General features: G+C 69.6%; 25 protein-coding genes. 15 read left to right on the top strand and 10 right to left on the bottom strand.

Annotated elements, in window-relative coordinates:
* Nucleotide 1 precedes the first annotated feature (1 nt).
* Nucleotides 2-2,128 carry a capsule polysaccharide biogenesis protein gene (locus P6F26_RS03180; RefSeq protein WP_278027194.1) on the top strand — a complete coding sequence of 709 codons (2,127 nt, stop codon included), beginning with the start codon at nt 2-4 and terminating at the stop codon, nt 2,126-2,128.
* 92 nt (nt 2,129-2,220) lie between these two features.
* Here the strand turns inward: P6F26_RS03180 and ribD are convergent, their stop codons facing one another.
* The 4 genes from ribD to P6F26_RS03160 form a co-directional block, all read right to left on the bottom strand.
* Nucleotides 2,221-3,321: a bifunctional diaminohydroxyphosphoribosylaminopyrimidine deaminase/5-amino-6-(5-phosphoribosylamino)uracil reductase RibD gene (gene ribD / locus P6F26_RS03175; RefSeq protein WP_278027193.1), complete on the bottom strand. Its 1,101-nt coding sequence runs from the start codon at nt 3,319-3,321 to the stop codon at nt 2,221-2,223.
* A gap of 3 nt (nt 3,322-3,324) precedes the next feature.
* Nucleotides 3,325-3,792: a transcriptional regulator NrdR gene (gene nrdR, locus P6F26_RS03170; RefSeq protein WP_278027192.1), complete on the bottom strand. Its 468-nt coding sequence runs from the start codon at nt 3,790-3,792 to the stop codon at nt 3,325-3,327.
* A 157-nt stretch (nt 3,793-3,949) separates the two neighbouring features.
* Nucleotides 3,950-4,378 carry a secondary thiamine-phosphate synthase enzyme YjbQ gene (locus P6F26_RS03165; RefSeq protein WP_278027191.1) on the bottom strand — a complete coding sequence of 143 codons (429 nt, stop codon included), beginning with the start codon at nt 4,376-4,378 and terminating at the stop codon, nt 3,950-3,952.
* A complete protein-coding gene (locus P6F26_RS03160) occupies nt 4,368-5,027 on the bottom strand; it encodes a DUF2161 domain-containing phosphodiesterase (RefSeq protein WP_278027190.1) in 660 nt (219 codons plus the stop codon). The genes P6F26_RS03165 and P6F26_RS03160 overlap by 11 nt, the downstream gene beginning before the upstream one ends.
* Before the next feature lie 221 nt (nt 5,028-5,248).
* Here P6F26_RS03160 and rpmB point away from each other — a divergent pair, with 221 nt between their 5' ends.
* The 3 genes from rpmB (at nt 5,249) to P6F26_RS03145 (ending at nt 6,518) form a co-directional block, all read left to right on the top strand.
* Nucleotides 5,249-5,557: a 50S ribosomal protein L28 gene (gene rpmB / locus P6F26_RS03155; protein ID WP_278027189.1), complete on the top strand. Its 309-nt coding sequence runs from the start codon at nt 5,249-5,251 to the stop codon at nt 5,555-5,557.
* 121 nt (nt 5,558-5,678) lie between these two features.
* Entirely contained in the window at nt 5,679-6,044 is a 366-nt protein-coding gene (locus P6F26_RS03150) for a hypothetical protein (protein WP_278027188.1), read from the top strand.
* A gap of 42 nt (nt 6,045-6,086) precedes the next feature.
* A complete protein-coding gene (locus P6F26_RS03145) occupies nt 6,087-6,518 on the top strand; it encodes a copper chaperone PCu(A)C (RefSeq protein ID WP_278027187.1) in 432 nt (143 codons plus the stop codon).
* Between the two features lie 75 nt (nt 6,519-6,593).
* Here the strand turns inward: P6F26_RS03145 and P6F26_RS03140 are convergent, their stop codons facing one another.
* Nucleotides 6,594-7,289: an NAD-dependent deacylase gene (locus P6F26_RS03140; RefSeq protein ID WP_278027186.1), complete on the bottom strand. Its 696-nt coding sequence runs from the start codon at nt 7,287-7,289 to the stop codon at nt 6,594-6,596.
* Between the two features lie 61 nt (nt 7,290-7,350).
* Between P6F26_RS03140 and P6F26_RS03135 the strand changes: the two genes are divergently transcribed.
* Complete coding sequence (locus P6F26_RS03135; protein WP_278027185.1) at nt 7,351-7,788, top strand: low molecular weight protein-tyrosine-phosphatase; 438 nt, start codon at nt 7,351-7,353, stop codon at nt 7,786-7,788.
* Here P6F26_RS03135 and P6F26_RS03130 read toward each other — a convergent pair.
* Both P6F26_RS03130 and P6F26_RS03125 read right to left on the bottom strand, forming a co-directional pair.
* Nucleotides 7,785-8,105 carry a hypothetical protein gene (locus tag P6F26_RS03130; RefSeq protein ID WP_278027184.1) on the bottom strand — a complete coding sequence of 107 codons (321 nt, stop codon included), beginning with the start codon at nt 8,103-8,105 and terminating at the stop codon, nt 7,785-7,787. The genes P6F26_RS03135 and P6F26_RS03130 overlap by 4 nt on opposite strands.
* Before the next feature lie 106 nt (nt 8,106-8,211).
* Nucleotides 8,212-9,264, bottom strand: a complete 1,053-nt coding sequence (locus tag P6F26_RS03125; protein ID WP_278027183.1) for a Glu/Leu/Phe/Val family dehydrogenase — start codon at nt 9,262-9,264, stop codon at nt 8,212-8,214.
* A 140-nt stretch (nt 9,265-9,404) separates the two neighbouring features.
* Between P6F26_RS03125 and P6F26_RS03120 the strand changes: the two genes are divergently transcribed.
* The 4 genes from P6F26_RS03120 to P6F26_RS03105 all read left to right on the top strand — a co-directional run bounded on the left by P6F26_RS03120 (nt 9,405) and on the right by P6F26_RS03105 (nt 12,607).
* Nucleotides 9,405-9,863: an Lrp/AsnC family transcriptional regulator gene (locus P6F26_RS03120; protein ID WP_278027182.1), complete on the top strand. Its 459-nt coding sequence runs from the start codon at nt 9,405-9,407 to the stop codon at nt 9,861-9,863.
* Between the two features lie 315 nt (nt 9,864-10,178).
* On the top strand, nt 10,179-10,385 hold the full coding sequence (locus P6F26_RS03115) for a hypothetical protein (protein ID WP_278027181.1): 207 nt from the start codon (nt 10,179-10,181) through the stop codon (nt 10,383-10,385).
* 84 nt (nt 10,386-10,469) lie between these two features.
* Nucleotides 10,470-12,272, top strand: a complete 1,803-nt coding sequence (gene lepA / locus P6F26_RS03110) for a translation elongation factor 4 (protein WP_278027180.1) — start codon at nt 10,470-10,472, stop codon at nt 12,270-12,272.
* A gap of 83 nt (nt 12,273-12,355) precedes the next feature.
* Complete coding sequence (locus P6F26_RS03105; RefSeq protein WP_278027179.1) at nt 12,356-12,607, top strand: hypothetical protein; 252 nt, start codon at nt 12,356-12,358, stop codon at nt 12,605-12,607.
* 885 nt (nt 12,608-13,492) lie between these two features.
* Here the strand turns inward: P6F26_RS03105 and P6F26_RS03100 are convergent.
* Together P6F26_RS03100 and P6F26_RS03095 are read right to left on the bottom strand one after the other, a co-directional pair.
* Nucleotides 13,493-14,251 carry an alpha/beta fold hydrolase gene (locus P6F26_RS03100; protein WP_278027178.1) on the bottom strand — a complete coding sequence of 253 codons (759 nt, stop codon included), beginning with the start codon at nt 14,249-14,251 and terminating at the stop codon, nt 13,493-13,495.
* A gap of 48 nt (nt 14,252-14,299) precedes the next feature.
* Nucleotides 14,300-15,211 (bottom strand): pirin family protein, encoded by a 912-nt coding sequence (locus P6F26_RS03095; protein ID WP_278027177.1) that lies wholly within the window; start codon nt 15,209-15,211, stop codon nt 14,300-14,302.
* A gap of 160 nt (nt 15,212-15,371) precedes the next feature.
* Between P6F26_RS03095 and P6F26_RS03090 the strand changes: the two genes are divergently transcribed.
* A complete protein-coding gene (locus P6F26_RS03090) occupies nt 15,372-15,881 on the top strand; it encodes a hypothetical protein (RefSeq protein WP_278027176.1) in 510 nt (169 codons plus the stop codon).
* Here P6F26_RS03090 and P6F26_RS03085 read toward each other — a convergent pair.
* Nucleotides 15,878-17,305: a Glu/Leu/Phe/Val family dehydrogenase gene (locus P6F26_RS03085; protein ID WP_278027244.1), complete on the bottom strand. Its 1,428-nt coding sequence runs from the start codon at nt 17,303-17,305 to the stop codon at nt 15,878-15,880. The genes P6F26_RS03090 and P6F26_RS03085 overlap by 4 nt on opposite strands.
* A gap of 282 nt (nt 17,306-17,587) precedes the next feature.
* Between P6F26_RS03085 and P6F26_RS03080 the strand changes: the two genes are divergently transcribed.
* From P6F26_RS03080 to dnaG, 5 genes are all read left to right on the top strand, one after another.
* Nucleotides 17,588-19,111: a Tad domain-containing protein gene (locus P6F26_RS03080; protein ID WP_278027175.1), complete on the top strand. Its 1,524-nt coding sequence runs from the start codon at nt 17,588-17,590 to the stop codon at nt 19,109-19,111.
* Between the two features lie 4 nt (nt 19,112-19,115).
* Nucleotides 19,116-19,658, top strand: a complete 543-nt coding sequence (locus P6F26_RS03075; protein ID WP_278027174.1) for a TadE/TadG family type IV pilus assembly protein — start codon at nt 19,116-19,118, stop codon at nt 19,656-19,658.
* Nucleotides 19,659-19,671: 13 nt separating this feature from the next.
* On the top strand, nt 19,672-20,223 hold the full coding sequence (locus P6F26_RS03070; protein ID WP_278027173.1) for a TadE/TadG family type IV pilus assembly protein: 552 nt from the start codon (nt 19,672-19,674) through the stop codon (nt 20,221-20,223).
* Between the two features lie 260 nt (nt 20,224-20,483).
* Nucleotides 20,484-20,747, top strand: coding sequence for an aminomethyltransferase family protein (locus P6F26_RS03065; protein ID WP_278027172.1), 264 nt, complete (start codon nt 20,484-20,486; stop codon nt 20,745-20,747).
* A 268-nt stretch (nt 20,748-21,015) separates the two neighbouring features.
* Complete coding sequence (dnaG, locus tag P6F26_RS03060) at nt 21,016-22,944, top strand: DNA primase (protein ID WP_278027171.1); 1,929 nt, start codon at nt 21,016-21,018, stop codon at nt 22,942-22,944.
* The last annotated feature ends 57 nt before the right edge of the window (nt 22,945-23,001 follow it).

The raw sequence follows: 23,001 nt of genomic DNA, 5'->3' as shown, positions 1-23,001 counted from the left end.
GATGCCATCGGCGGACCGGCCAATCGACACGACCGACGGCGCCGTTCCGCCCCCGGCCCGCCCGGACGGCCTCGGCGAGGAGGACGGCCGCGCGCCCGCCTCCCGGCGCGTGGCATACCACTTCAACGCGGGCTTCCTCACCGATGCCCGCGTCCGGCGCATCCTCAAGCTCGCGGGCTACGACCTGCGGCTGGGCAAGCCCGGCGGCGAGGATGACGTCCTCGTCTGGGGCCATTCGCCCCATGCCGCGCGCGGCGAGGCGGCCGCGAAGGCGACCGGCGCGCACCTCGTGCGGGTCGAGGACGCGTTCCTGCGCTCGCTGCATCCCGGCCGCAGCGGCGATGCGCCCCTCGGGCTCGTGATCGACAGGACCGGCACGCATTTCGACGCGACACGCCCCTCCGACCTCGAGACGATCCTCGCGCGGCACCCGCTGGACAACACCGTTCTCCTCGACCGGGCGCGCGAGGCCGTTGCGCGGATGCAGGAAGGGCACCTGACGAAATACGCCGCCGTCGATCCCGGCCTCGACCCGCCCGAACCGGGCTTCGTGCTTGTGGTGGACCAGACGCGCGGGGACGCCTCGATCCCGCTCGGACAGGCCAACGACCTCAGCTTCGCCGAGATGCTGACATGGGCGCGGCAGGACCACCCCGACGCAAGGATCGTCATCAAGGCGCATCCCGAAACGGTCGCGGGCCACAGGCCCGGCCATTTCGATCCCGCGAACCTTCCGCACGGCGTCGAGATCGACACGCGGCCGGTCTCGCCATCGCGGCTCTTCGAACACGCGCGCGCCGTCTACACCGTCTCGAGCCAGCTGGGCTTCGAGGCGATCCTCGCCGGACACAGGCCCGTCACCTTCGGCGTCCCCTTCTACGCGGGCTGGGGCCTGACCGACGATCGCCGTCCCGTGCCGGAACGGCGCGGCCGCAGGCTGACGCGGGCGCAACTCGCCGCCGCGGCGCTGGTCCTCTACCCGGTCTGGTACGATCCCTGCCGCGACCGGCTCTGCACGGTCGAGGACGCGCTGGGGATGCTCGAGGCCGCGGCCCGGGCATGGCGCGAGGACCGCGACGGCTACGCCGCGGTGGGCATGAGGGCGTGGAAACGGCCGCATCACGGCGCGTTCTTCGGCGGCGCGGGTGGCAGGATCACCCATTTCGAGGACGTCGCGAAGGCTGCCGAGGCCGAGCGGCCCGTGCAGGTCTGGGCCGGCCGCGAAAGCGAGGAACTGCGCCGCGCCTGTGCCCGCGCCGAAAGGCCGCTCTTGCGGGTCGAGGACGGCTTCCTGCGCTCGCGCGGGCTTGGCGCCAGCCTCGTGCCGCCGCTGTCGCTCGTGCAGGACGACCTCGGCATCTACTACGATCCGACGCGCGAAAGCCGGCTGGAGCGACTGATCGCAGAGGCGGCCGAGCGCCCACAGGCGCGGCTTCTGCGCGCGGAAAGGCTGATCGCGGCGCTCAGGCGCGGGCGGATCACCAAGTACAACCTGCCCGCCGACGGACCCCTTCCCGAAGCGCCGGAGGGGCGGCCGCTGATCCTCGTGCCCGGCCAGGTCGAGGACGACGCCTCGATCCTGACCGGCGCAGGCGAGGTCGCGACCAACCTCGAACTTCTGCGCACGGCGCGGCGGCTGCATCCGCAGGGCTACCTCGTCTACAAGCCGCATCCCGACGTCGAGGCGGGCCTGCGCAAGGGGGCGGTCCCGATCGAGGCGCTCGTGGGCATCGCCGACCACGTCGCGAACGGCACCGATCCCGCGGCCCTGCTGGAGCGCGCGGACCGGGTCGTGACGATGACCTCGGGCCTCGGCTTCGAGGCGCTCGTGCGGGGCGTTCCCGTCACCACGCTCGGCGCGCCGTTCTATGCGGGCTGGGGTCTCAGCACCGACCTGGGCCCGGTTCCCGCGCGGCGCAGGGCGCGCCCGTCGCTGGCGGCGCTTGTCCATGCGACCCTCATCGCCTACCCGCGCTACCACGACCCCGCGACGGGCCTGCCCTGCCCGGTGGAGGTCGCGGTGGAGCGTCTGCAAACCGGCGCAGGTCTTGCGCAGGAACCCCGGCTCAAGCTGCTGGCGAAGCTGCAGGGCTGGTTCTCGGGGCAGTCATGGGCGTGGCGGCGATAGCATTTATCCCATGCGTAGCTTGGGTTATACAATTGTATCCACAGATTAATTGCGTTTTTCGGACATTTTACCGGTAGCTAGCAAATCCGGCGTCAGCGCCGCGTCCACCGGCTCAGGACGTCCCCGCCAAGACTGCGCGTCTCCGCCAGCCGGAAGCGCGGCGCCTCCGACAGCGACGCCACGCCCATCGCGCCGACGCCCGGCACGCCTTCGGCGCCGATCGCGGCGCCGGCCGTCACGACGGACAGTTCGTCCGCGAGGTCGCTTGCAAGAAGCGCCGCCGCCAGCGTGCCGCCGCCTTCGCAGAAAACGCGCGTCAATCCCGCCTTCCCCAGCGCGGCCAGCGCCGCGGCGAGGTCCACCTGCCCCTCGGCCACGGACGGCACCTCGATCAGGCGCGCGCCGGTGTCCCGCCACGCGGCGCGCGCGGCCTCGGGAGCCTCGCGCCCGTGGAGCAGCCAGAGCGGCACGTCCCGCGCGCTCGCGGCCAGTCTGCCCGCCCGCGGCAGGTCCAGCCGCCGCGACAGGACGATGCGCACCGGCTGCGGCACCTCGCCGTAGCCGCGGACCGTCAGCATCGGGTCGTCCTGCCGCGCCGTCCCCGCGCCCACCATCACCGCGTCATACGCAAGGCGCTGCCCGTGGACCCAGTGGCGCGCCATCGGACCGGTGATCCAGCGGCTCTCGCCCGTGGCCGTGGCGATGCGCCCGTCGAGTGTCGAGGCGAGCTTGAGGGCAAGATACGGACGGCCTGTCACGATGCGCGCGAAAAAGCCCGCGTGGTCGCGCAGCGCCTCCTCCGCCAGCAGGCCGCATTCCACGTCGATGCCGGCGGCCTCGAGGCGTGCGATCCCGCCGCCGGCAGTCCGGGGGTCGGGGTCGGCGACGGCCACAACGACCCTCGCGAGGCCGGCGGCGACCAGCGCCTCGCTGCATGGCGGCGTCAGGCCCGTGTGGTTGCAGGGTTCGAGCGAGACATAGGCCGTAGCCCCGGCGGCGGCTGGCCCCGCCTCGTTCAACGCCACGCGCTCGGCATGGGGCCGCCCGCCAGGCCGGGTCCAGCCCCGCCCAAGGACGCGGCCGTCCCGTACGATGACGCAGCCCACCGCCGGGTTCGGCCAGACGTTGCCCAGCCCCCGCCGACCGAGCGAAAGCGCCAGCCGCATCCAGCGCCGGTCGTCCTCGGCAGGCATGGCTCAGCCGCCGGGCGGGATCGGGGGGCGCAGCTCGGCGAGGAAGTCCTCGAAATCGTCGGTTGCCTGGAAGTTCTTGTAGACACTCGCGAATCTGACGTAGGCGACGCTGTCGATCGCCGCCAGACGCTCCATTACGATCTCGCCGATCGTCTTGGACGGAATGTCGGTCTCGCCCATGCTTTCGAGGCGGCGCACGATGCCCGAGACCATCTGATCCACGCGCTCGGGCTCCACGGGGCGCTTCTGCAGGGCGATGCGCACCGAACGCTCCAGCTTGTCGCGATCGAAATCCTCGCGCTTGCCCGTCGACTTGATGACGACGAGATCGCGAAGCTGCACCCGCTCGTAGGTCGTGAAACGCCCCCCGCAGGCCGGGCAGAAGCGGCGCCTGCGGATCGCGACATGATCCTCCGCGGGCCGCGAATCCTTCACCTGGGTGTCCACGTTTCCGCAAAACGGGCAGCGCATCGGCGTCCCCTTTCCTAGTCGTTCCCGCCGCGGACAACGCGGCGCCTGCCACGGTTATTGGGCCATTCGGCCACTTCAGCACCGTCACTATAGGGATGGGGGCAAACGTTGGGTAGCGGGAAAAGACGGCCACCAGATGAGGGGTGGCCAATCGGACTCACCTGCCACCCCCATCCGGCAGGAAATGCGCGGCGACGCGCCTGACATGCGGGGCCGCGCGGTGTTCGACGAGGTAGATCCCCTGCCAGGTCCCAAGACGCAGGCGCCCGCCCGCCACCGGCACCTGCAGCGAGACGGGCAGAAGCGCCGCCTTGATATGTGCGGGCATGTCGTCGGGCCCCTCGAGGACATGCGTCAGCCAGCGCATCGAGGGATCGTCGCCGGCGGGCACGAGGCGCCGCAGGAATTCCAGAAGGTCGCGGCGCACGTCGGGGTCGGCATTTTCCTGGATCAGAAGGCTGGCGGAGGTGTGCATCACCATCAGTGTCAGAAGGCCGTCGCCCTGCCCCGCGACCCATCGCGCGACAGGCCGCGTGACCTCGGTCAGGCCGGGGCCCCGCGTCTCGATCTCGAACTCAGTCTGCATCGACGGCCTCCGTGCCGGCCTCGGACAACGTGTAGATGCCCGTCCCGATCCGCACGAACCAGCCGTAATGATTGTCGCGCATGATCGCCGTCGCCCGCGTGACGCCGGTGGCGTCGCGCACCGCCGCGCCCTTCGATGCGCCGCGTGCGGCAAGATGCGCGGCGCAGGCCAGCGCGTCCTGCCGGTAGGCGGTGACACGCCCGCCCCGCGCGCCGCCAAGGTTGGGGTCGCCGCGCCGCCGCGCGAACTCGCCCAGAAGCGCGTGCGCCCGCCGCGCCGATTTCCGTGGCGCGTAGGGACCGGGATCGCAATGCACCTCCACGAGGCCGGTCTCCAGACGCACGGTCAGAAGGCCGAGGCCCAGCCGCCGCGCCAGCCGCACGTTCTCCGAGAGCGCCCTGAGAAACCGCCGCCCGGATCCGCGCGGCACGGCGAGATAGACGTCATCGCAGACCGACAGCCGGGCGATCCCCTGGTGGAACAGCGTCAGCGAAAAGCCGGTCTTGAGCTCGACGATGACGGGCGGCGCGCCGTCGCGGACGGCCATGACGTCGGCCGGGCCGATCTCGGCCTTCACCTCGTAGCCGAGGGATTCGAGGAAGGACTTGACGGGCGGATAGAGCTCCGTCTCGGTGATCTTGCTGCCCATGGCCTGCCCTGTCGCCCTGCACGGGGGTCTTTCGCTGCACTCTGCCCGCATTCGCGCGGACGGGCAAATGCAGGGGCCGCGAGACGATTCCCGCCTTGACACCATCACGCCCCCCGCTTATCCCCCGCGCAGATTTCCGGGCGTGGAGCCTCCCTCCGCGCCCTTTTGGTTTCCGGTGGCCGCGGCCTTTCCGCCGCCCCCGCAACGACGAGGACAAGATCATGTCGCGTGTCTGCGAACTGACCGGCAAGGGCCCCATGGTTGGCAACAATGTCAGCCACGCCAACAACAAGACGAGGCGCCGCTTCCTGCCCAACCTCACCGAGGTGACGCTTGGCTCGGACATCCTGGGCCGCCGCTTCAAGCTGCGGATCTCGAACGCAGCCCTCCGCTCGGTCGACCACCGTGGCGGCCTCGACGCCTTCCTGACCCGCGCCAAGCAGCGCGAACTGTCGCCCAAGGCGATGAAGATCAAGCGCGACATCGAGAAGGCGCAGGCCGCGCAGGCCGAGACCGCCGCGCAGGCCTGAGGCCCGCTCAAAGACGATGCGATCACGCGCCCCGCAGGTCCGCCCAGCGGGGCGCTTCGCTTTGTGCGGGAGCCCATTTGCCGCAGCGCGCCCCGGCGCGGCGCGGCATATCTGGACCGTCATGGCAGTCCTTCGCGCGTCATTTCTGATCCTGCTGACGCTCCTGATGACCGTGACAGGCATCGGCGCGGCCTCGGCGCGCGGGCAGATGGCGGCGCAGGGGTCGTTCTGCGGGGCGGACGCCGCGCCCGTGGTCCTTGCCGCGGATGGCCTGCCCCTTTTCGACGGCGCCGGCGACCCGGTCGAGGCGCGCAAGCCGCCCTGCCTCGACTGCACGCTGGGCGCCGCCGCGCCGGCCCCGGACCTCGCGATGCCACGCGACATACGCTCGGCCGGGGGCGTTCTGTCGCCTTTTCTCCCCTCTCTCTCCGCCGCGTCGTCATGGCGCATGGGCGGGCATGGACGCGGACCGCCCGCCGCGGCCTGATCCCGCCAACCTTCCAGACATCACGGACACACGGAGAGAGACATGTCCCTGAAAACCGCCATGCTCGCGGGCGCCTGCGCCCTTGTTCTTCCCACTCTGGCCGCGGCGCAGGTCACGGTCGAGGACCCCTACGCCCGCGCCGCGGGCCCCGCCGCGCGATCGGGCGCGGCCTTCATGCGGATCGTCAATGACGGCGCGACCGACGACCGACTGCTCGCCGCCGCCTCGGACGTGGCCGAGCGCGTGGAGCTGCACACCCATGTCATGGACGGCGACATCATGCGGATGGTCCATGTCGAGGAGGGCTTCGCCGTTCCCGCCGGCGGGGCGACCGCGCTCCAGCGCGGGGGCATGCACGTCATGTTCCTGGGCCTGACCCGGTCGCTGGCGCAGGGCGACGAAATCGAATTGACCCTGACCTTCGCAGGCGCGGGCGAGATGACCGTGACCGTCCCCGTGGACAACGCGCGGTAGCGAGGCTGCGGGCGTCGGACGGCGGCAGACCGGCAACCGGTCCCTTTCCGGCGGCGCGGACGGTGCGCCGCCGGGTCAAGCCCCGGCGCCAAGCTCCGCCACCCAACCGGGCACGGCCTGCGTCGCGGGCCCCGAGATCGTGCGGTCGAAGCGGCCGGGAACCGGCGTCGGCTCGAGGTTGATCTCCAGCGTCTCGGCCCCCGCCGCGGCTGCGATGTCGACGAAGCCCGCCGCCGGATAGACCTCGCCCGAGGTGCCGATGGCCACGAAGAGATCCGCGGCCTCCAGCGCCTCGACGATGCGCTCCATGTGATAGGGCATCTCGCCGAACCAGACGATATCGGGGCGCGTCCGCGGCGCGGCACAGGCCGGGCAGGGATCGCCAGGCGCCATCGCGCGCGGGGCGTCCCAGCGCGCTCCGCAGGCGGCGCAGAGCGCGCGCATGATCTGCCCGTGCATGTGGATCACGCCGGGCGTGCCCGCGCGTTCATGCAGGTCGTCGATGTTCTGCGTCACGAGCGTCACGTCGCGGGGATGGTCGCGGACGAGCCGTGCGAGCGCGGCGTGCGCCGCGTTCGGCGCGGCGTCGAGCGCATTGGCGCGCCTTGCGTTGTAGAAGTCGTGGACCAGCGCGGGATTGGCCGCGAAGCCCTCGGGCGTGGCGACCTGCGAAAGGTCATGGCGCGTCCAGAGCCCACCCTTGTCGCGAAACGTCCCGAGGCCGCTTTCGGCCGAGACGCCCGCGCCCGTCAGGATCACGATCCGCCTCAACGCCGTCCCCCGGTCCCTTGTCTCATTGCGCCTGCCTTTCGAACCTGCGAGCCTCGCGGCCATGACCCCGGCCCAGCGTATCCTCTGCGTCTGCCTTGGCAACATCTGCCGCTCGCCCACGGCGGAGGCGGTGTTGCGCGCGCGTCTGCCCGATGCGCGGATCGACAGCGCAGGCACGGGCGGCTGGCATGTCGGCGCGCCGCCCCATGGCCCTGCAATCGCGGCGGCGCGGGCGCGCGGCTACGACCTGTCGGGACAGCGCGCGCGCCAGGTCGCGCCCGAGGATTTCCCGCGGTTCGACCTGATCCTCGCCATGGACGCGCGCAACCTCGATGACCTCGCCGCGATGGCGCCGGCCTCGGGTGGCGCGCAGCTTGCCCTGTTCCTCGAGCCCCTGGGCGGCGGCGATGTGCCCGACCCCTACTACACGCACGACTTCGAGGGCGCGCTCGACCTGATCGAGGCCGCGTCGGCCGCATGGGCGCGACGCCTCGCCTAGCTGCAGAGCGCCTCGGCGGTCGATCCGAACTGCTGCCAGCGGCGCCAGAAATCGTCGTTCCGGCGGGTGTCCGACAGCTGCACCTCCTGTGCGCGGCCGGGATCGCGGAAGAACTGCGCGCCGATGCGCATGTCCGACCGCGACAGGGTCATGCCCGCCGCGTCGCCGATACAGCGGCAGAGCGTGAGCGACACGCCGGGCCTGTCGGACTGGATGCAGGCGCGTTCGATGGGGTTTGCGTAGGCGGCGGGCGCGACGACGCCCGATCCCGCCAAGAAGACGGCCGCGATGGCGGCCCTGAAAAGGGTGGTCCGCATGTATCTTTTGCCTCGACAAGAACTGCACGCGCGCGCGGATCTTCCGTCCGCATCGCGCGCGCAAAATGCCAGAGACGACTGCGCCAGGCAACGGAGACCGGGGACCTCAGGCGACCCTTTTCGCCGCCTGCAGCCGCGCTGCAACGATCCTGTCGGCGACGCGGTGGGGCCCCACGCCCTCGTCGGCCGCGCGGTGCAGGATGAGGCCGGTCATGTCCTCCAGCGCGGCGAGCTTGCCGGTGACGAAATGCACCCGGTCGGGGATCTGCAGGATCTCGGCGGCGACGTTCACGATCCCGCCGGCATTCGCGATGTAGTCCGGCACGAAGAGGACGCCGCGACGATGCAGGATGTCTCCGGCGGCGTCCGAGGCGAGCTGCGTGTTGGCCGCGCCGCAGACGACGCTGGCGGCAAGCGTGTGCGCCGTCTCCTCGTCGATGATGCCGCCGACCGCGCAGGGCGCGAGGATGTCGGCGGGCGCGGTCAGGATGGCGTCGGGCGCGACGGTTTCGGCCGCGAAAGTCTGCGCCGCCTGTGCCGCCCGCGCAGGATCGGCGTCCGCCACCACGAGGTCCGCGCCCGCAGCGCGCAGCTGCTTGGCGAGGTGCCAGCCGACATGGCCGAGCCCCTGCACGGCGACGCGCCGTCCCTCGAGCACGCGGCTTCCCAGCCGCCGCTCGGCGGCGACGCGCATCGCGTAGAACACGCCCCGCGCCGTCCGGGGCGAGGGGTCGCCCGAGGCGAAGGGCCCGTCCGGAAGCCCCGCGACAAAGCGCGTCTCCTCGCGGATCACGGCCATGTCGGCGGGCGACATCCCCATGTCCTCGGCAGTCCAGTAGCGTCCCTCGAGCGTGGCGATGGCCCGGCCCATGGCGCGAAGCTGCGCCTCGGTCCGCCCGGCCGGATCGCCGAGGATCACCGCCTTGCCGCCCCCCAGCGGCAGGTCCGCCGCCGCGTTCTTCAGCGTCATGCCCCGGCTCAGCGCGAGCACGTCGGCCAGCGCCGCGTCCTCGCTGGCGTAGGCGCGCATCCGCAGGCCCCCCGCGGCGGGCCCGCGCGCGGTGGAGTGCAGCGCGATGAAGCCGCGAAGGCCCGCATCCGCGTCGCGGACCCGCAGCACGGTCTCGTGGGTCGGAACGGAAATCTCTTCGATCTGCATGGGGCACCTCCTGCCGGTTTCGCTCGATGCCCCGATGCTACGCCCGAGCGCGCAGCGCGTTTCGCCAAAAACGCGCTCCCGCAGTCGCCGAGGCGACCGCTTTCCGCTATGATGTTGTGAAATCGTGGGGGAATCCGCCAATGGACCGCATCGACACCCGGATCATCACCCAATTGCAGCGGGACGGCCGCCTGTCGGTCACGGAGCTGGCCGAGCGCGTCGGCCTGACGCCCACGCCCTGCGCCCGGCGCCTCCGCAGACTGGAGGAGGACGGCGTGATCACCGGCTACGGGGCGCGGGTGGACGCGACCAAGCTGGGCTATCCGCTGACGGTCTTCATCTTCGTCGAGCTCGAGCGGCAGAGCCACGAGACCCTGCGCGCCTTCGAGACGGCGATCCGCCGCTTCGACGAGGTGGTCGAGTGCCACCTGATGACCGGCACGCGGGACATCCTGCTGAAGGTGGTGGCGCCCGACCTGCGCGCCTTCGACCGGTTTCTCGAGGACGATCTGGTCCATGTCCCCGGCATCCGCGCCACGCGCTCCAGCTTCTCGCTCAGGACGATGGTTTCGCGCGATGTCCTGCCACCTGTCGAATGACGCGCCTGGCGCGCCTCGTTCCGCCCGCATGCGCAGCCGGACGCGCCGGTCCTCCAGCCTGTCGACCACGACCAGTTCGCGGCCGCCTCCTGCGTCTCGCCCGAGGCATGAGGCGCGCCGACGATCCTGATCGTGGCGTCGTGCAGACCGGGCGCCACCCTCGACGCGGGCGTGCGGGGCTGCGAGCACACCCTCCGCCTCGCCCCAAGGGATGACAGTCTGTTCTTGTCAGGCATGTCGCGCGGACTTGACCCCGGCGCCGCCGCGCTACCCTTTCTCGCACGCCAGATGGCGAGCCACACGGGTAGAGCGACCATGACCGAGACCGAGCAGGACATCCGCAGCCGAATTCTTGCGTTCGCGGCCCATGTCGGGCGCAGCACGGCGAGCGATGCCGAGACCATCGCGCGCCGCCGCGACTGGATCGACGCCGAGGGGCGGCCGACGACGGATGGCCTCGCGCTCGTCGCGGCGCTGGGGGAGCAGGCGCAGACGCGGACGGTGTTTCGCGGGAATTTCTGAGCCGGCGATAGAGACGTCCGTCCCCTTCCCTCCGACCGGCCTCTCCGCTATCTCCCCTGCAACCGACCCTTGCAGGCGCCGTCCATGACCGAGCTCTCCCGCATCCGCAACTTCTCCATCGTGGCCCATATCGACCACGGGAAGTCCACGCTGGCCGACCGGCTGATCCAGCTGACCGGCACCGTCGCCGAGCGCGACATGAAGGAGCAGCTGCTCGACGCGATGGACATCGAGCGAGAGCGCGGGATCACCATCAAGGCCAACACCGTCCGCATCGAGTATCCCGCGAAGGACGGCCACACCTATATCCTGAACCTCATCGACACGCCCGGCCACGTCGACTTCGCCTACGAGGTCTCGCGCTCGATGCAGGCGGTCGAGGGTTCGCTTCTGGTCGTCGACGCATCGCAAGGCGTCGAGGCGCAGACGCTCGCCAACGTCTACCAGGCCATCGACGCCGACCACGAGATCGTGCCCGTCCTCAACAAGATCGACCTTCCCGCCGCCGAGCCCGACCGCGTGAAGGAGCAGATCGAGGATGTCATCGGAATCGAGGCGCATGACGCCGTGGAAATCTCGGCCAAGACCGGTCTCGGCATTCCCGACGTGCTGGAGGCCATCGTCACCCGCCTGCCTCCGCCGAAGGACGGCGACCGGAACGCTCCGCTGAAGGCGATGCTGGTCGATTCCAAATACGACCAGTATCTCGGCGTCATCTGTATCGTGCGCATCATCGACGGCACCCTGAAGAAGGGCGACCGCATCCGCATGATGAAGACGGGCGGCACCTACGACGTGGACGACGTGGGCGTCTACCGCCCCGCGATGACCGCCGTGCAGGAACTGGGACCGGGCGAGATCGGCTATCTCAACGCCTCGATCAAGCAGGTGCGCGACACGCGGGTCGGCGACACGATCACCCACGAGCGCAAGCCCTGCGCCGAGGCTCTGCCGGGTTTCAAGCCCTCCGTGCCGGTCGTCTTCTGCGGCCTCTTCCCGGTCGACACCAACGACTTCGATGACATGCGCGACGCGATCGAGAAGCTCGCGCTGAACGACGCCTCCTTCACCTACGAGATGGAGACGTCGGCCGCGCTCGGCTTCGGCTTCCGCTGCGGGTTCCTGGGGCTTCTGCACCTGGAGGTCGTGCGCGACCGGCTGGAGCGCGAATACGACATCGAGCTGATCACGACGGCGCCCTCGGTGGTCTACCACGTCCACATGCGCGACGGGAGCATGGTGGAATTGCACAACCCCGCCGACATGCCCGACCCCGCCACCGTCGATCATGTCGAGGAGCCGCGCATCAAGGCCACGATCCTCGTGCCGGACGACTACCTCGGCGACGTGCTGAAGCTCTGCCAGGACCGGCGGGGCGAGCAACTGGACCTGACCTATGCCGGCACGCGGGCGATGGTCGTCTACGACCTGCCGCTGAACGAGGTGGTCTTCGACTTCTACGATCGGCTGAAGTCGGTGACGAAGGGCTATGCCAGCTTCGACTACCAGATGATCGGCTACCGGCAGGACAATCTGGTGAAGATGCAGATCCTCGTGAACGACGAGCCAGTGGACGCCCTGTCGATGATGGTCCACCGCGACCGCGCCGAGATGCGCGGCCGGGCGATGTGTGAAAAGCTGAAAGAGCTGATCCCGCGCCACATGTTCAAGATCCCGATCCAGGCGGCGATCGGCGGCCGTGTCATCGCGCGCGAGACGCTCGCGGCGCTGCGCAAGGACGTGACCGCCAAGTGCTACGGCGGCGACGCGACCCGCAAGCGCAAGCTTCTGGACAAGCAGAAGGCCGGCAAGAAGAAGATGCGCCAGTTCGGCAAGGTCGAGATCCCGCAATCGGCCTTCATCAACGCGCTGAAGATGGACGGCTGAGGGGCGGCCGCACGCCCTCCGCCCCCCGCGCGCGGCGGAACCCTGCCCGACCGCTCCACGTTGTCCTGTCAAAGGAGGACACGATGGACCGTCTCAGCAATCTTCTTACGCTCATGACCGGCGCAGTTCTGACCGGCACGATCGTCATCATCGCCTTCACGCTCGGCTATTACGGATGGGTCACGATCTTCGTGGCGGCCGTCATCGGCTTCGGTCTCGGCTGGCCGGCGGCCTACGCGATCTCGCGGATGACCAAGAAGAACGACCCGAACTGGGACGAGACGCGCGTCGAGCGGACGGACAGGACGCCCCGCCCCGGCGAGCCCGAGGTCTGACAGGTCCGTCGCGGCCACCGATTCGGGGCGCGAAGGGTGCCGGACCCCTCGCGCGCCCTTTGCAGGCGCAGAAAAACGTCGCCTGAACAGGGGCTTATCCACCGGAGCGCCAAGGCTCTGGCCGGGCGTCACAAAAGCGGTGCGCCAAGCGGTCGCTCACATGGTTGCCCCCCGTTCCATGCACAGGAAAGTTTCATGCTGCACTGCTCCGCGCTTGCCGTGGGCGGCCGCACTGGCGAATGTCTTCTTACCGCGACGGTTTTCGGACAGGTCGCGGGGTTCGAGAGGCCTTCCGGGGGCGATCGGCGGGACGGAACGGGTCTGACCCGGACCGAACCGAACGGGCCCGAGGATCGGTCAGGGACGAAGGCGGGGCTTCAGGGTCTGCGCGCCGTGCCGAACCGAAAAAGGGCGAATCGGACGGCCCGAGACTGGCGACGGTCGAAGGGTCGGGGGGTTTCCGCCGCGAGGTGGTGGCTCCTACGGGCTGGGCGGCACGGATCCTGCATCCGTCAGCGACAGTTCGGGAAGGCGTCAGGCGATGCAAGGACCGCGTCCAAGCACCTGGCGCCTTTTCCCGTTTCGGCGTCGCCCGCCGCGAATGCCTGCTGTCGCGGATGCCCTCCGCCGGGCATGCAGGCACGACCATCGACACCCGAGAACGGAAAACGGGGCCCGGCATGGCCGGAACCCCGTTCGTCAGTCGATGCATCCGCGTCCTAGCACCAAGGCCCGGATACACCGCCAGACATGGGGCGGACAACCAGATATTGCGTAAAATGCAACCGGCCGCTGCCGCATCTTGGCAAAGATGCCACATCCTGGGCGGGTCGGCGCACCCGGACCGGGCCGCGCCGCTGCGGGGGGCGCAGGAGGGCCGCCGGCTCAGGGACCGAGGAAGGCGCGCAGCGTCGCCTCGAATTCCCGCGGTTTCTCGGCATGAAGCCAATGGCCCGCGCCGGGGATCTTCGCGAACCTCGCGCCGGGAAACAGCGCCTTGATCGCCTCGCGGTCCTGGGGCCTGACATAGTCGGATGCCGCGCCCGACAGGAACAGCGCGGGCCCCTCGAACGTGCCGGCGATGTCGGGCCAGCCGACGATCGCGGGCATCTCGGCCGACAGCGCGTCGAGGTTAAGCCGCCAGCGCTTGCCCGCCACGTCGAGCGATTGCAGCAGGAAGGCGCGCACCCCCTCCTCTGGCACGAGGGCCGCAAGCTGCGCGTCGGCGTCCCTGCGGGAGTGGACCGCGCCGAGGTCGACCGCGCGCATCGCGTCGATCATGGGCTGCTGGGAATGGCCGTAGGCGACCGGTGCGATGTCGGCCACGACGAGGCGGCGGACCGTCTGCGGATGCGCCAGCGCCAGCGCCATCGCGGCCTTGCCGCCCATCGAGTGGCCCACCACATCGGCGCGTCCGCCATGCGCCGCGATCACCTCGGCGAGGTCGGCAGCGAGGTCGGGATAGCGGTGGCGGTCCGACCACGGGCTGTCGCCGTGGTTACGCATGTCGACCGCGATGACCTTGCGGCCCTCGGCGAGACGCCGCGCGATCACGCCCCAGTTCCGGGCCGACCCGAAAAGACCATGGGCGATCAGCAGCGGCGGCAGCGCCCCGTCGGCGCCGTGGATGACGGTGTTCAGCATGGCACGCCTTCTAGCGGCCCCGCGCGCGCGGGGCCAGAGCCGCCGCTATCAATGCGCCGGCTGGATGAACGTGCCGTTGCGCAGGTCGCGCATCGCCTGCTGCAGCTCGGCCTGCGTGTTCATCACGATGGGGCCGTGCCACGCCACGGGCTCCTCGATCGGCGCGCCCGAGATCAGGAGGAAGCGCACGCCTTCGGGGCCCGCCTGCACCGTCACCTCGTCGCCCGTGCCGAAGCGGACCAGCGTCCGGTCGCCCGAGAGGTCGCGGATGTTCACCTCGCGGCCCATCACCTCCTTCTCGAGCAGCACGCCCGACGGCGCCGAGGCGTCCGAAAACACCCCCGCCCCCTGGAAGACATAGGCGAAGGCGCGGCGGTAGGTATCGATGCGGAAGGTCTTGCGCACGCCCGCGGGCACGGTGACGTCGAGGTATTGCGGATCGGCCGCGATCCCGTCCACCGGGCCGCGCTTGCCCCAGAACTCGCCGGTGATGACGCGCACATGGGTGCCGTCGTCGTCCGTCACCTCGGGGATCTCGGCGCCCTGGATGTCCTGGTATCGCGGCGCGGTCATCTTCATCGCGCCGGGCAGGTTGCCCCACAGCTGGAAGCCGTGCATCTGCCCCTTCGCGTTGCCCAGAGGCATCTCCTGGTGGAGGATGCCCGAGCCCGCCGTCATCCACTGGACCGATCCAGCCCCGAGCCGCCCGGTGTTGCCGAGGCTGTCGGAATGCTCGACCGTGCCTTCCAGGACGTAGGTGATCGTCTCGATGCCGCGATGCGGGTGCCACGGGAACCCCTGGCGGTAGCGCGACGGGTCATCGTTGCGGAAATCGTCGAACAGGAGGAAGGGGTCCAGCTCGGTCGGGTCCTGGAAGCCGAAGGCGCGGTGCAGGTGGACGCCCGCGCCCTCCATCGTCGGCTGCGCGCGGCGGGTCTCGAGGATCGGTCTGATGGACATGGCGCGCCTCCCGGATGCGGCGATGATATGCGATGCGACGCAGATAGGCGGTCGCGCGCCGCGCGGCAATCCGGCACCGGCGAACCGGACCTGTGCGGCGGTGGAGGGATCGGCGCCTTGCCCCTCGTCAAGCCGCGCGGGACAGGCTAAGGGGCGGCGCATGGCGAACCGCAACCGCAAGACCGATCCGGACGAAGTTCTCGTGAGCATCACGCCGAAGCCCGCGCGCCGGGTCTTCGCGGCGGGCGTGACCGGCATCCTCGGCCTGATCCTCGTCTACCTCGCCGCCGCCCATCCGCCGGCCGACCTCGTGTGGCTTGCCTTTCTCGTGCTTCTGGGCGCCCTCAGCCTGTGGTGGTCGTGGCGCGTCTGGCAGGCGACGGGCGTGGTCCTCCAGCTCACGCGGCGCGAGCTGCGCGAGGAAGGCGGACGGCAGCTCTGCGCCATCGACAACGTTGACCGCGTGGACAACAGCGCCTTCGCCTTCAAGCCCGCGGCGGGGTTCCTCGTGCACCTGAAGGAGCCCGCGGGCCGCGCCTACGCCCCCGGCCTGTGGTGGCGTGCGGGACGCCGCGTCGCGGTCGGCGGCGCCACCGCACGCGGCGAAGGCAAGGCGGTGGCGGAACTGATCAAGGTGATGCTGGCCGAACGCGAGGGGGGCGGCCGCTAGATCCCCTTTTCCTGGTAGCCCTTGGCGACACGCTCGATGGCAACGAGGAACCCGGCGGTCCGCAGGTCCTTCACGTCGTCGCGTTCCCACCAGATCTCGCGCATCGACTGGTAGGCGCCGCGCATGGTGTCGTCGAGACCCGAGCGCACCAGCTCCAGCTCGCCCGCGCCCTTCAGGTACTTCTCCTTGAAGTCCGGCGTCAGCTGCCAGCCGATCCCGGTATCCGCCGAAAGCCGCTCCAGTTCGTTGACGATGAGCTGGTGGCGCGATTCCTCCTGGCGGCGCTGCATCCGGCCGAAGCGGATGTGGCTGAGGTTCTTGACCCATTCGAAATAGGACACCGTGACGCCGCCCGCGTTCGCGTAGAGATCGGGGATGATGACCTTGCCGCGGTGGCTGAGGACCTCGTCGGCCCCGGCGGTGATCGGGCCGTTGGCGGCCTCGATGATCAGCGGCGCCTGGATCGCGGCGGCGTTGTGCATGTTGATGACGCCCTCCAGCGCGGCCGGGATGAGGATGTCGCAGTCGGCCTCCAGAACCCTCTGGCCCTCCGCGTGGTAGGTGCCGAAGGGAAAGTCCTTCAATCCGCCGTGGCGGGTGATCCAGTCTCGCAGCGCGGGAATGTCGATGCCGTCGGAGTTCTCGATGGCGCCGTCGCGCTCGATGACATGGGTGATCCTGCATCCGTCCTCCTGGCTGAGGAACAGCGCGGCATGGTAGCCCACGTTGCCGAGCCCCTGGACGATCACGCGCTTGCCGTCCAGGCTGCCCGAAAGGCCCGCGCGCTTCACGTCCTCGGGGTGGCGGAAGAACTCCTGCAGGGCGTATTGAACGCCGCGGCCCGTCGCCTCGACCCGGCCCTGGATGCCGCCGGCGTGGATCGGCTTGCCGGTCACGCAGGCGCGCGCATTGATGTCGGTGGTGTTCATCCGGTTGTACTGGTCGGCGATGACGGCCATCTCGCGCTCGCTGGTGCCCATGTCGGGCGCGGGCACGTTCTGGGCCGGGTTGATCATGTCGCGCTTGATCAGCTCGTAGGCGAAGCGGCGGGTGATCTTCTCGATCTCGTCCGGCTCGTAGTGGCGCGGGTCGATGCACAGCCCGCCCTTGGAGCCGCCGAAGGGCGTTTCGACCAGGGCGCACTTGTAGGTCATCAGGGCCGCCAGCGCCTCGACCTCGTCCTGGTTGACGGTGGGCGCGTAGCGGATGCCGCCCTTGACCGGCTCCATGTGCTCGGAGTGAACGGACCGGTAGCCGGTGAAGGTCCGAATCTCGCCCCTGAGGCGCACGCCGAAGCGCACGGTATAGGTGGCGTTGCAGACGCGGATCTTCTCCTCCAGCCCCGGCGGCAGGTCCAGAAGCGCCGCGGCGCGGTTGAACATCAGATCGACTGACTGCCGGAAGCTCGGCTCGTTCGTCGGCATGGACATGGGTCCCTCCTCCCGTTCCCGCCCGTACCTGCCTGAACCCGCCCTCGGGGCGGCGCTGCCGGGCCTTGCCCCATGAAACGCACGAGCATGGCGCGGGACACAACCCGAAATTCCGCCTTTTCGCCCGGAACCCGCCTGCGGGGACGGCCCGCAATCCGCCGCGAAGGACCCATTTTCAAGCCCGGCGCGGACAAAATTTTGCCGCGGTTCCATCGGACAGTCGCGGCTCCAGCGGTGCGGTCTTTGTAGCACCCCGGCAGTAAACAGGAGGGCGCGATGCGCCTGGACGCGTTCAACATCGGCAACCGATTCCCCAGGGTCCTGCGCGGACCGAACCTCATGAAAAGCTTCGTCCACCGCGAAGACGGCACGATCACCACATTCGCACTGCTCATCTTCGTGCTGATGGTCGCCGTCGGCGGCATCGCGGTCGACATCATGCGCTACGAGACGCAGCGCGCGCAGCTGCAATACACGCTCGACCGCGCCGTGCTCGCCGCCGCCTCGGTGACGCAGCCGCTGAACCCCGTCGATGTCGTCGAGAACTACTTCGACGTCTCCGGCCTGCAGAACTACCGTCTCAACGTCAATGTCGATCAGGGCGTGAACTACCGCCGCGTGAACGCCTATGCCGAGCTCGAGATCAACACGCTGTTCATGCACATGTTCGGCGTGCGCGTGCTGACATCGCCGGCCGAGGGCGCAGCCGAGGAGATCATTCCCAACGTCGAGGTCTCGCTCGTGCTCGACGTGTCGGGCTCGATGCGCTTCAACGACGAGGACGGGATGCCGCGCATCGACCGCCTGCGCCCGGCCGCGCGCAGCTTCGTGACCCGCGTGCTCGAGGGCGACCGTTTCGAGACGACGACAATCTCCATCGTTCCCTACGCGGGGCAGGTGAACCCCGGCAGCGCGATCTTCAACAGCGCCGGCGGCACGCGCATGTATGTCGAATACCAGGACGCTGACGGAAACACCGTCACCGAGCTGCGCGACCACCCGCGCTCCAGCTGCATCGAACTCGACACCTCCGACTTCTCGTCGCCCGCCATTCCGCAGGGCGGAAGTTTCGCGCAGGTTCCGCATTTCCACAACTGGGCCATAGACAACCCCACGATGGACTGGGGCTGGTGCCCGCTGGAAGGCGACAGCAGCGTGGGCGAGAACTCCTCGGCCATCTACTACCTGTCCAACAGCGAGACGGTCCTGCACAACTACATCGACAGGATGCGCCTGCACGACGGCACCGGCACCCATTACGGGATGCTCTGGGGGATGTGGCTGCTCGATCCCGGCAGCAACTGGGCGGTGCAGCAGCTTTCGTCGGCCGGCATCGTGCCCGCCGAGTTCAACGACCGCCCCGCGACCTACGACGATCCCGAGACGCTCAAGGTCGTCGTCCTGATGACCGACGGCAACATCACCGACCAGATCCGTCCGAACTTCATCGACCGGACGCAGGCGCCGATCAGTGCCACGGACACCGGCGACATCTTCCTCAACCACACCGAGGAACTGGCGCATCAGAGCAGCTCGGGCGACTGCAACGGACAGGGGTGCCGCACCACCAGCTCCTACCGCAACCAGAACCTTCAGAACTTCTATGCGGCCTGCGACACGGCACGGGCCAACGACATCATCGTCTTCACCATCGCCTTCGACGCCGGCAGCAACGGCGAGACCGAGATGCGCAACTGCGCCTCGTCGCCCGCGCATTACTACGACGTGCGCGGCTCCGAGCTTGACGCGGCGTTCCAGTCGATCGCGGGCGCCATCAACCAGCTGCGGCTGATCCAGTAATCCGATGCGCAACCTCACGCACCATATCCGCGACTTCGTCCGCCGCGAGGACGCCACCGCGACGATGGAGTTCGTCATCACCTTCCCGGTGATCATGATCCTGTTCATCGGCGCCTTCGAGACCGCCATGATCATGACGCGGCAGGTCATGCTCGAGCGGACACTGGACCAGGCGGTGCGCATCCTGCGCCTGGCCAACGGCCTCACCGTCAGCGCGGCCGATATCCGGACGGCGATCTGCGACAACACCTCCATGCTGCCCGACTGCGCGAACCTGCTGACCATCGACCTGCAGCGCGTCGACCGTCTCACCTACACGGTGCCGGGCAACCAGGACCTGTGCATCGAGCGGGCGGACGCCTCGGCCACGCCTCAGAACCAGTTCACCGTGGGGGCGGACAACGACCTGATGCTGGTGCGCGCCTGCATGATCGTGGACCGCATCTTCCCGTTCTCGGGATACGGACTGAACCTGACGCGCGACGATTCCGGCGGCCTTCACATGATGGCGGGCTCCGTCTTCGTGAACGAGCCGGACGACACCTGAGGGAGACGGCCACATGACCGCACGACTGCGCAACTTCCTCGGCGACACGCGCGCCGCCGTCGCCCTCGAGACGGTGATCATCACCCCGCTGCTGATATGGGCCTTCGTCGCGAGCTTCATCTTCTTCGACGCCTACCGCGTCTACAACACCTCGGTGAAGACGACCTACATGGTCGCCGACATGATCTCACGGCAGACCGACACCGTGTATGGCCACGACATCTCCGGCATGGCCAACGTCGCCCAGAGCATCGTCCGCGGCGCGGGCAACATCGAGATGCGGGTCAGCCAGGTCGCCCGGATCAACGACGCCTTCACGGTCGAATGGTCGCACGGCGTGAACGGGGCCGCGCGCATCTTCGACAGCAACATCCCCGCCATCCAGGATCGCCTGCCCAACATGCCGAACGGCGAGCGGATCATCCTGGTGGAGACCTTCGTGGACTACGAGATGCCGTTCAACGTCGGCCTGACGGTGACGGATTTCAACAACTTCACCTTCGTCCGGCCGCGCTACGCAGGGCAGGTGCCGTTCAGCGCGACAGGCACGCCGCCCGCAAGCTGATCGCGCGGATGCGGTGCCCCGCGGCGATGCGTTGTCGCGGACAGGCTCTCGGACCGGGGCCAGAGGTCCGATAAAGGCGCGAGCGCGGCGGCCACTCCGCCGCCGACGGTTCCAAGGGGACCGCAATGCGCCATTCCCGCCTGCATGTGCTGGCCCAGGGCCTCGGACGCGCTTGCGCATTGGGCGGGCGTCCCCTTCCCCGCGCCGGGGCGCTTGCTGAAGGCAGGTCCGGTCCGCGCGGTCTGCACCGGCATCGACCAGTGCTTCGTGCTGAACGCGCGGGCCGGTCCGTTGCCGGGGGCCGCCTTGCGGCGGCGGTGCTCGCGCGGCTCGTGCCGATCAACCTCCGGCCGGGCATCTTCGTCACCGGCCACGCCGCGCGGACCGTGCCGGGCCACATGAACTGCGCCCTGATGCAGGTGGGCGACACGCGCTTTGAAACGATGGTCTTCGGCTCGATGGCGGGCGCCGCGCACGATCTGAAGCGCGCGATCCGCATGGTCGCCGCGCGCCGAATGGTCTGAAGTCGCCCTCGCGACCAGGACCAGGACCGGGACCCGCGGTGCACATGAACCGCACCGCCTATCCGCGGCAGACGACGCCGGGCGTGCCTGCGCGGGACTGACGGTGCGGCCCGTACTCACATGCTCGTTACCGTACTTCCGCAAGACCTAGGCGGGAACGTCGCCCTGGCAATACACGCTTGGCGACCACTTCCGGTCAGGATGCGACACGCGCCGTTCACGCGCTGACCGCTGGACAGCGCCCGCGCGGACGCCGATATTGCCCGTCATGAGCCTGCCCCCCGGTTTCCTCGACGAGCTGAAGACCCGTGTTTCGCTGGCCCAGGTGGCCGGGCGGAAGGTGCTGTGGGACCGCCGCAAGTCGAATCAGGCCAAGGGCGACATGTGGGCCCCCTGCCCCTTCCACCAGGAAAAGACGGCCAGCTTCCACGTCGAGGACCGCAAGGGGTTCTACTACTGCTTCGGCTGCCACGCGAAGGGCGACATCGTCAGCTTCGTGCAGGAGACTGAGAACGTGGGCTTCATGGAGGCGATCGAGCTTCTGGCGCGGGACGCGGGGATGACGATGCCTGCGCGCGACCCCAAGGCCGCAGAGAAAGCGGACCGCGCCGGAGAGCTTGCCCGCGCGACGGAGGCCGCGGTGGCCTTCTTCCGCCTCCAGCTCAAGACGCAGGCCGCGACCGAGGCGCGCGCCTACCTGCAGCGCCGGGGCTTGTCGCAAGATACGCTGGACCGCTTCGAGATCGGCTACGCGCCCGCGTCGCGCAATGCCACGCTTCAGGCGCTGACCGGCAAGGGCATCCCCGAGCGCGACACGCTGGAGGCCGGCATCGCCACGCGGCCCGACGACGGCGGCGCGCCATACGACGCCTTCCGCGACCGCATCGTCTTTCCGATCCGTGACGCGCGCGGGCGCTGCATCGGCTTCGGCGGGCGCGCGATGGATCCCGACGCGCGGGCGAAATACCTCAATTCGCGCGAGACGCCGCTGTTCGACAAGGGGCGCGCCCTCTACAACCACGGGCCGGCCCGCGCCGCCGCCGGCAAGGGCCAGAGGCTGGTCGTGGCCGAAGGCTACATGGACGTCGTGGCCCTCGTCGCCGCGGGCTTCGAGGCGGCCGTCGCCCCCCTCGGGACGGCGATCACCGAGGAACAGCTCCAGATGCTGTGGCGCATCGCGCCAGAGCCCGTGATCGCGCTCGATGGCGACAAGGCGGGGCTGCGCGCCGCGATGCGCCTCGTGGACCTCGCGCTGCCGCATCTTGGCCCGGACCGCTCGCTCAGCTTCTGCATCCTTCCCGAGGGGCAGGACCCCGACGACCTGATCCGCGCGCGCGGGCCGCAGGCGATGCAGCAGGCGATCGACGCGGCCGAGCCGCTGGTGAAACTGCTGTGGCGGCGCGAGACCGAGGGACAGGCCTTCGACACGCCAGAGCGGCGCGCGGGCCTAGACCGCCGCCTGCGCGAGGCGATCTCGCGCATCGCCGACCCGTCGCTGAAACGCCACTATGGCGAGGCCCTGAACGAGATGCGCCGCGCGCTGTTCCGGCCGCCGCCGAGGACCTTCGGGCGCGGGACATGGCGCGGGCGGGGCTTCGCGGAGGCCGCCGTCGCCCCGCTGTCGCAGACCCGGACCGCGGCGGGACAGCTCAGCGGAGAAAGCCTGCGCTGCGCGCTCATCCTCGCCGCGCTGTGCCGCTATCCGGCGCTGATCGACGAATTCAGCGAGCGTCTGGAACGGCTCGAGCCGCAGGACGACCGCGCCGCGCGGCTTGCGTGGTTCCTCGTCTGCACGCCCGAGCGGGACCGCGAGCAACTCCGCGAGGCGCTTTCGGCGTCCGGACACCTCGAGACCCTTGAAAGCCTCGAGGGGACGGGCCATCTGCGCATCACGCCATTCCTTTCCGGCCGAGACGATCCGGCAGCCGCCCGGACCTGCCTGCAGGAGGAATTCGCGAAACACGCCGCCGCGCGCGCGCTCGAGAACGAGTTGAGCGAGGCGGCACACGACCTGGCGGAGGCAGCCATCGAAGAGGACAGCACGCTGGCATTCCGGTTGAGACAGGCTGTTCGCGGCAAGCATGCGGCCCTGACTCCGGGCGATGACCGTCCGGCCGAGCAGTTTGGGGACACACCCGAAGCCCGCGCTGCTTTCCACGAGTTGCTAAACAGCGCCGGTCAAGCGAAGAAAAGCTGAGCGTAGCCCTAGGCGAATCAGTGATTCGCGCTACATGTGATTGCAGATGCAAGGGCC

It is taken from the genome of Roseicyclus salinarum (genome assembly GCF_029624655.1).
Classification (GTDB): Bacteria; Pseudomonadota; Alphaproteobacteria; order Rhodobacterales; family Rhodobacteraceae; genus Roseibacterium; species Roseibacterium salinarum.
This window is presented reverse-complemented; position numbering and strand designations above follow the sequence as displayed.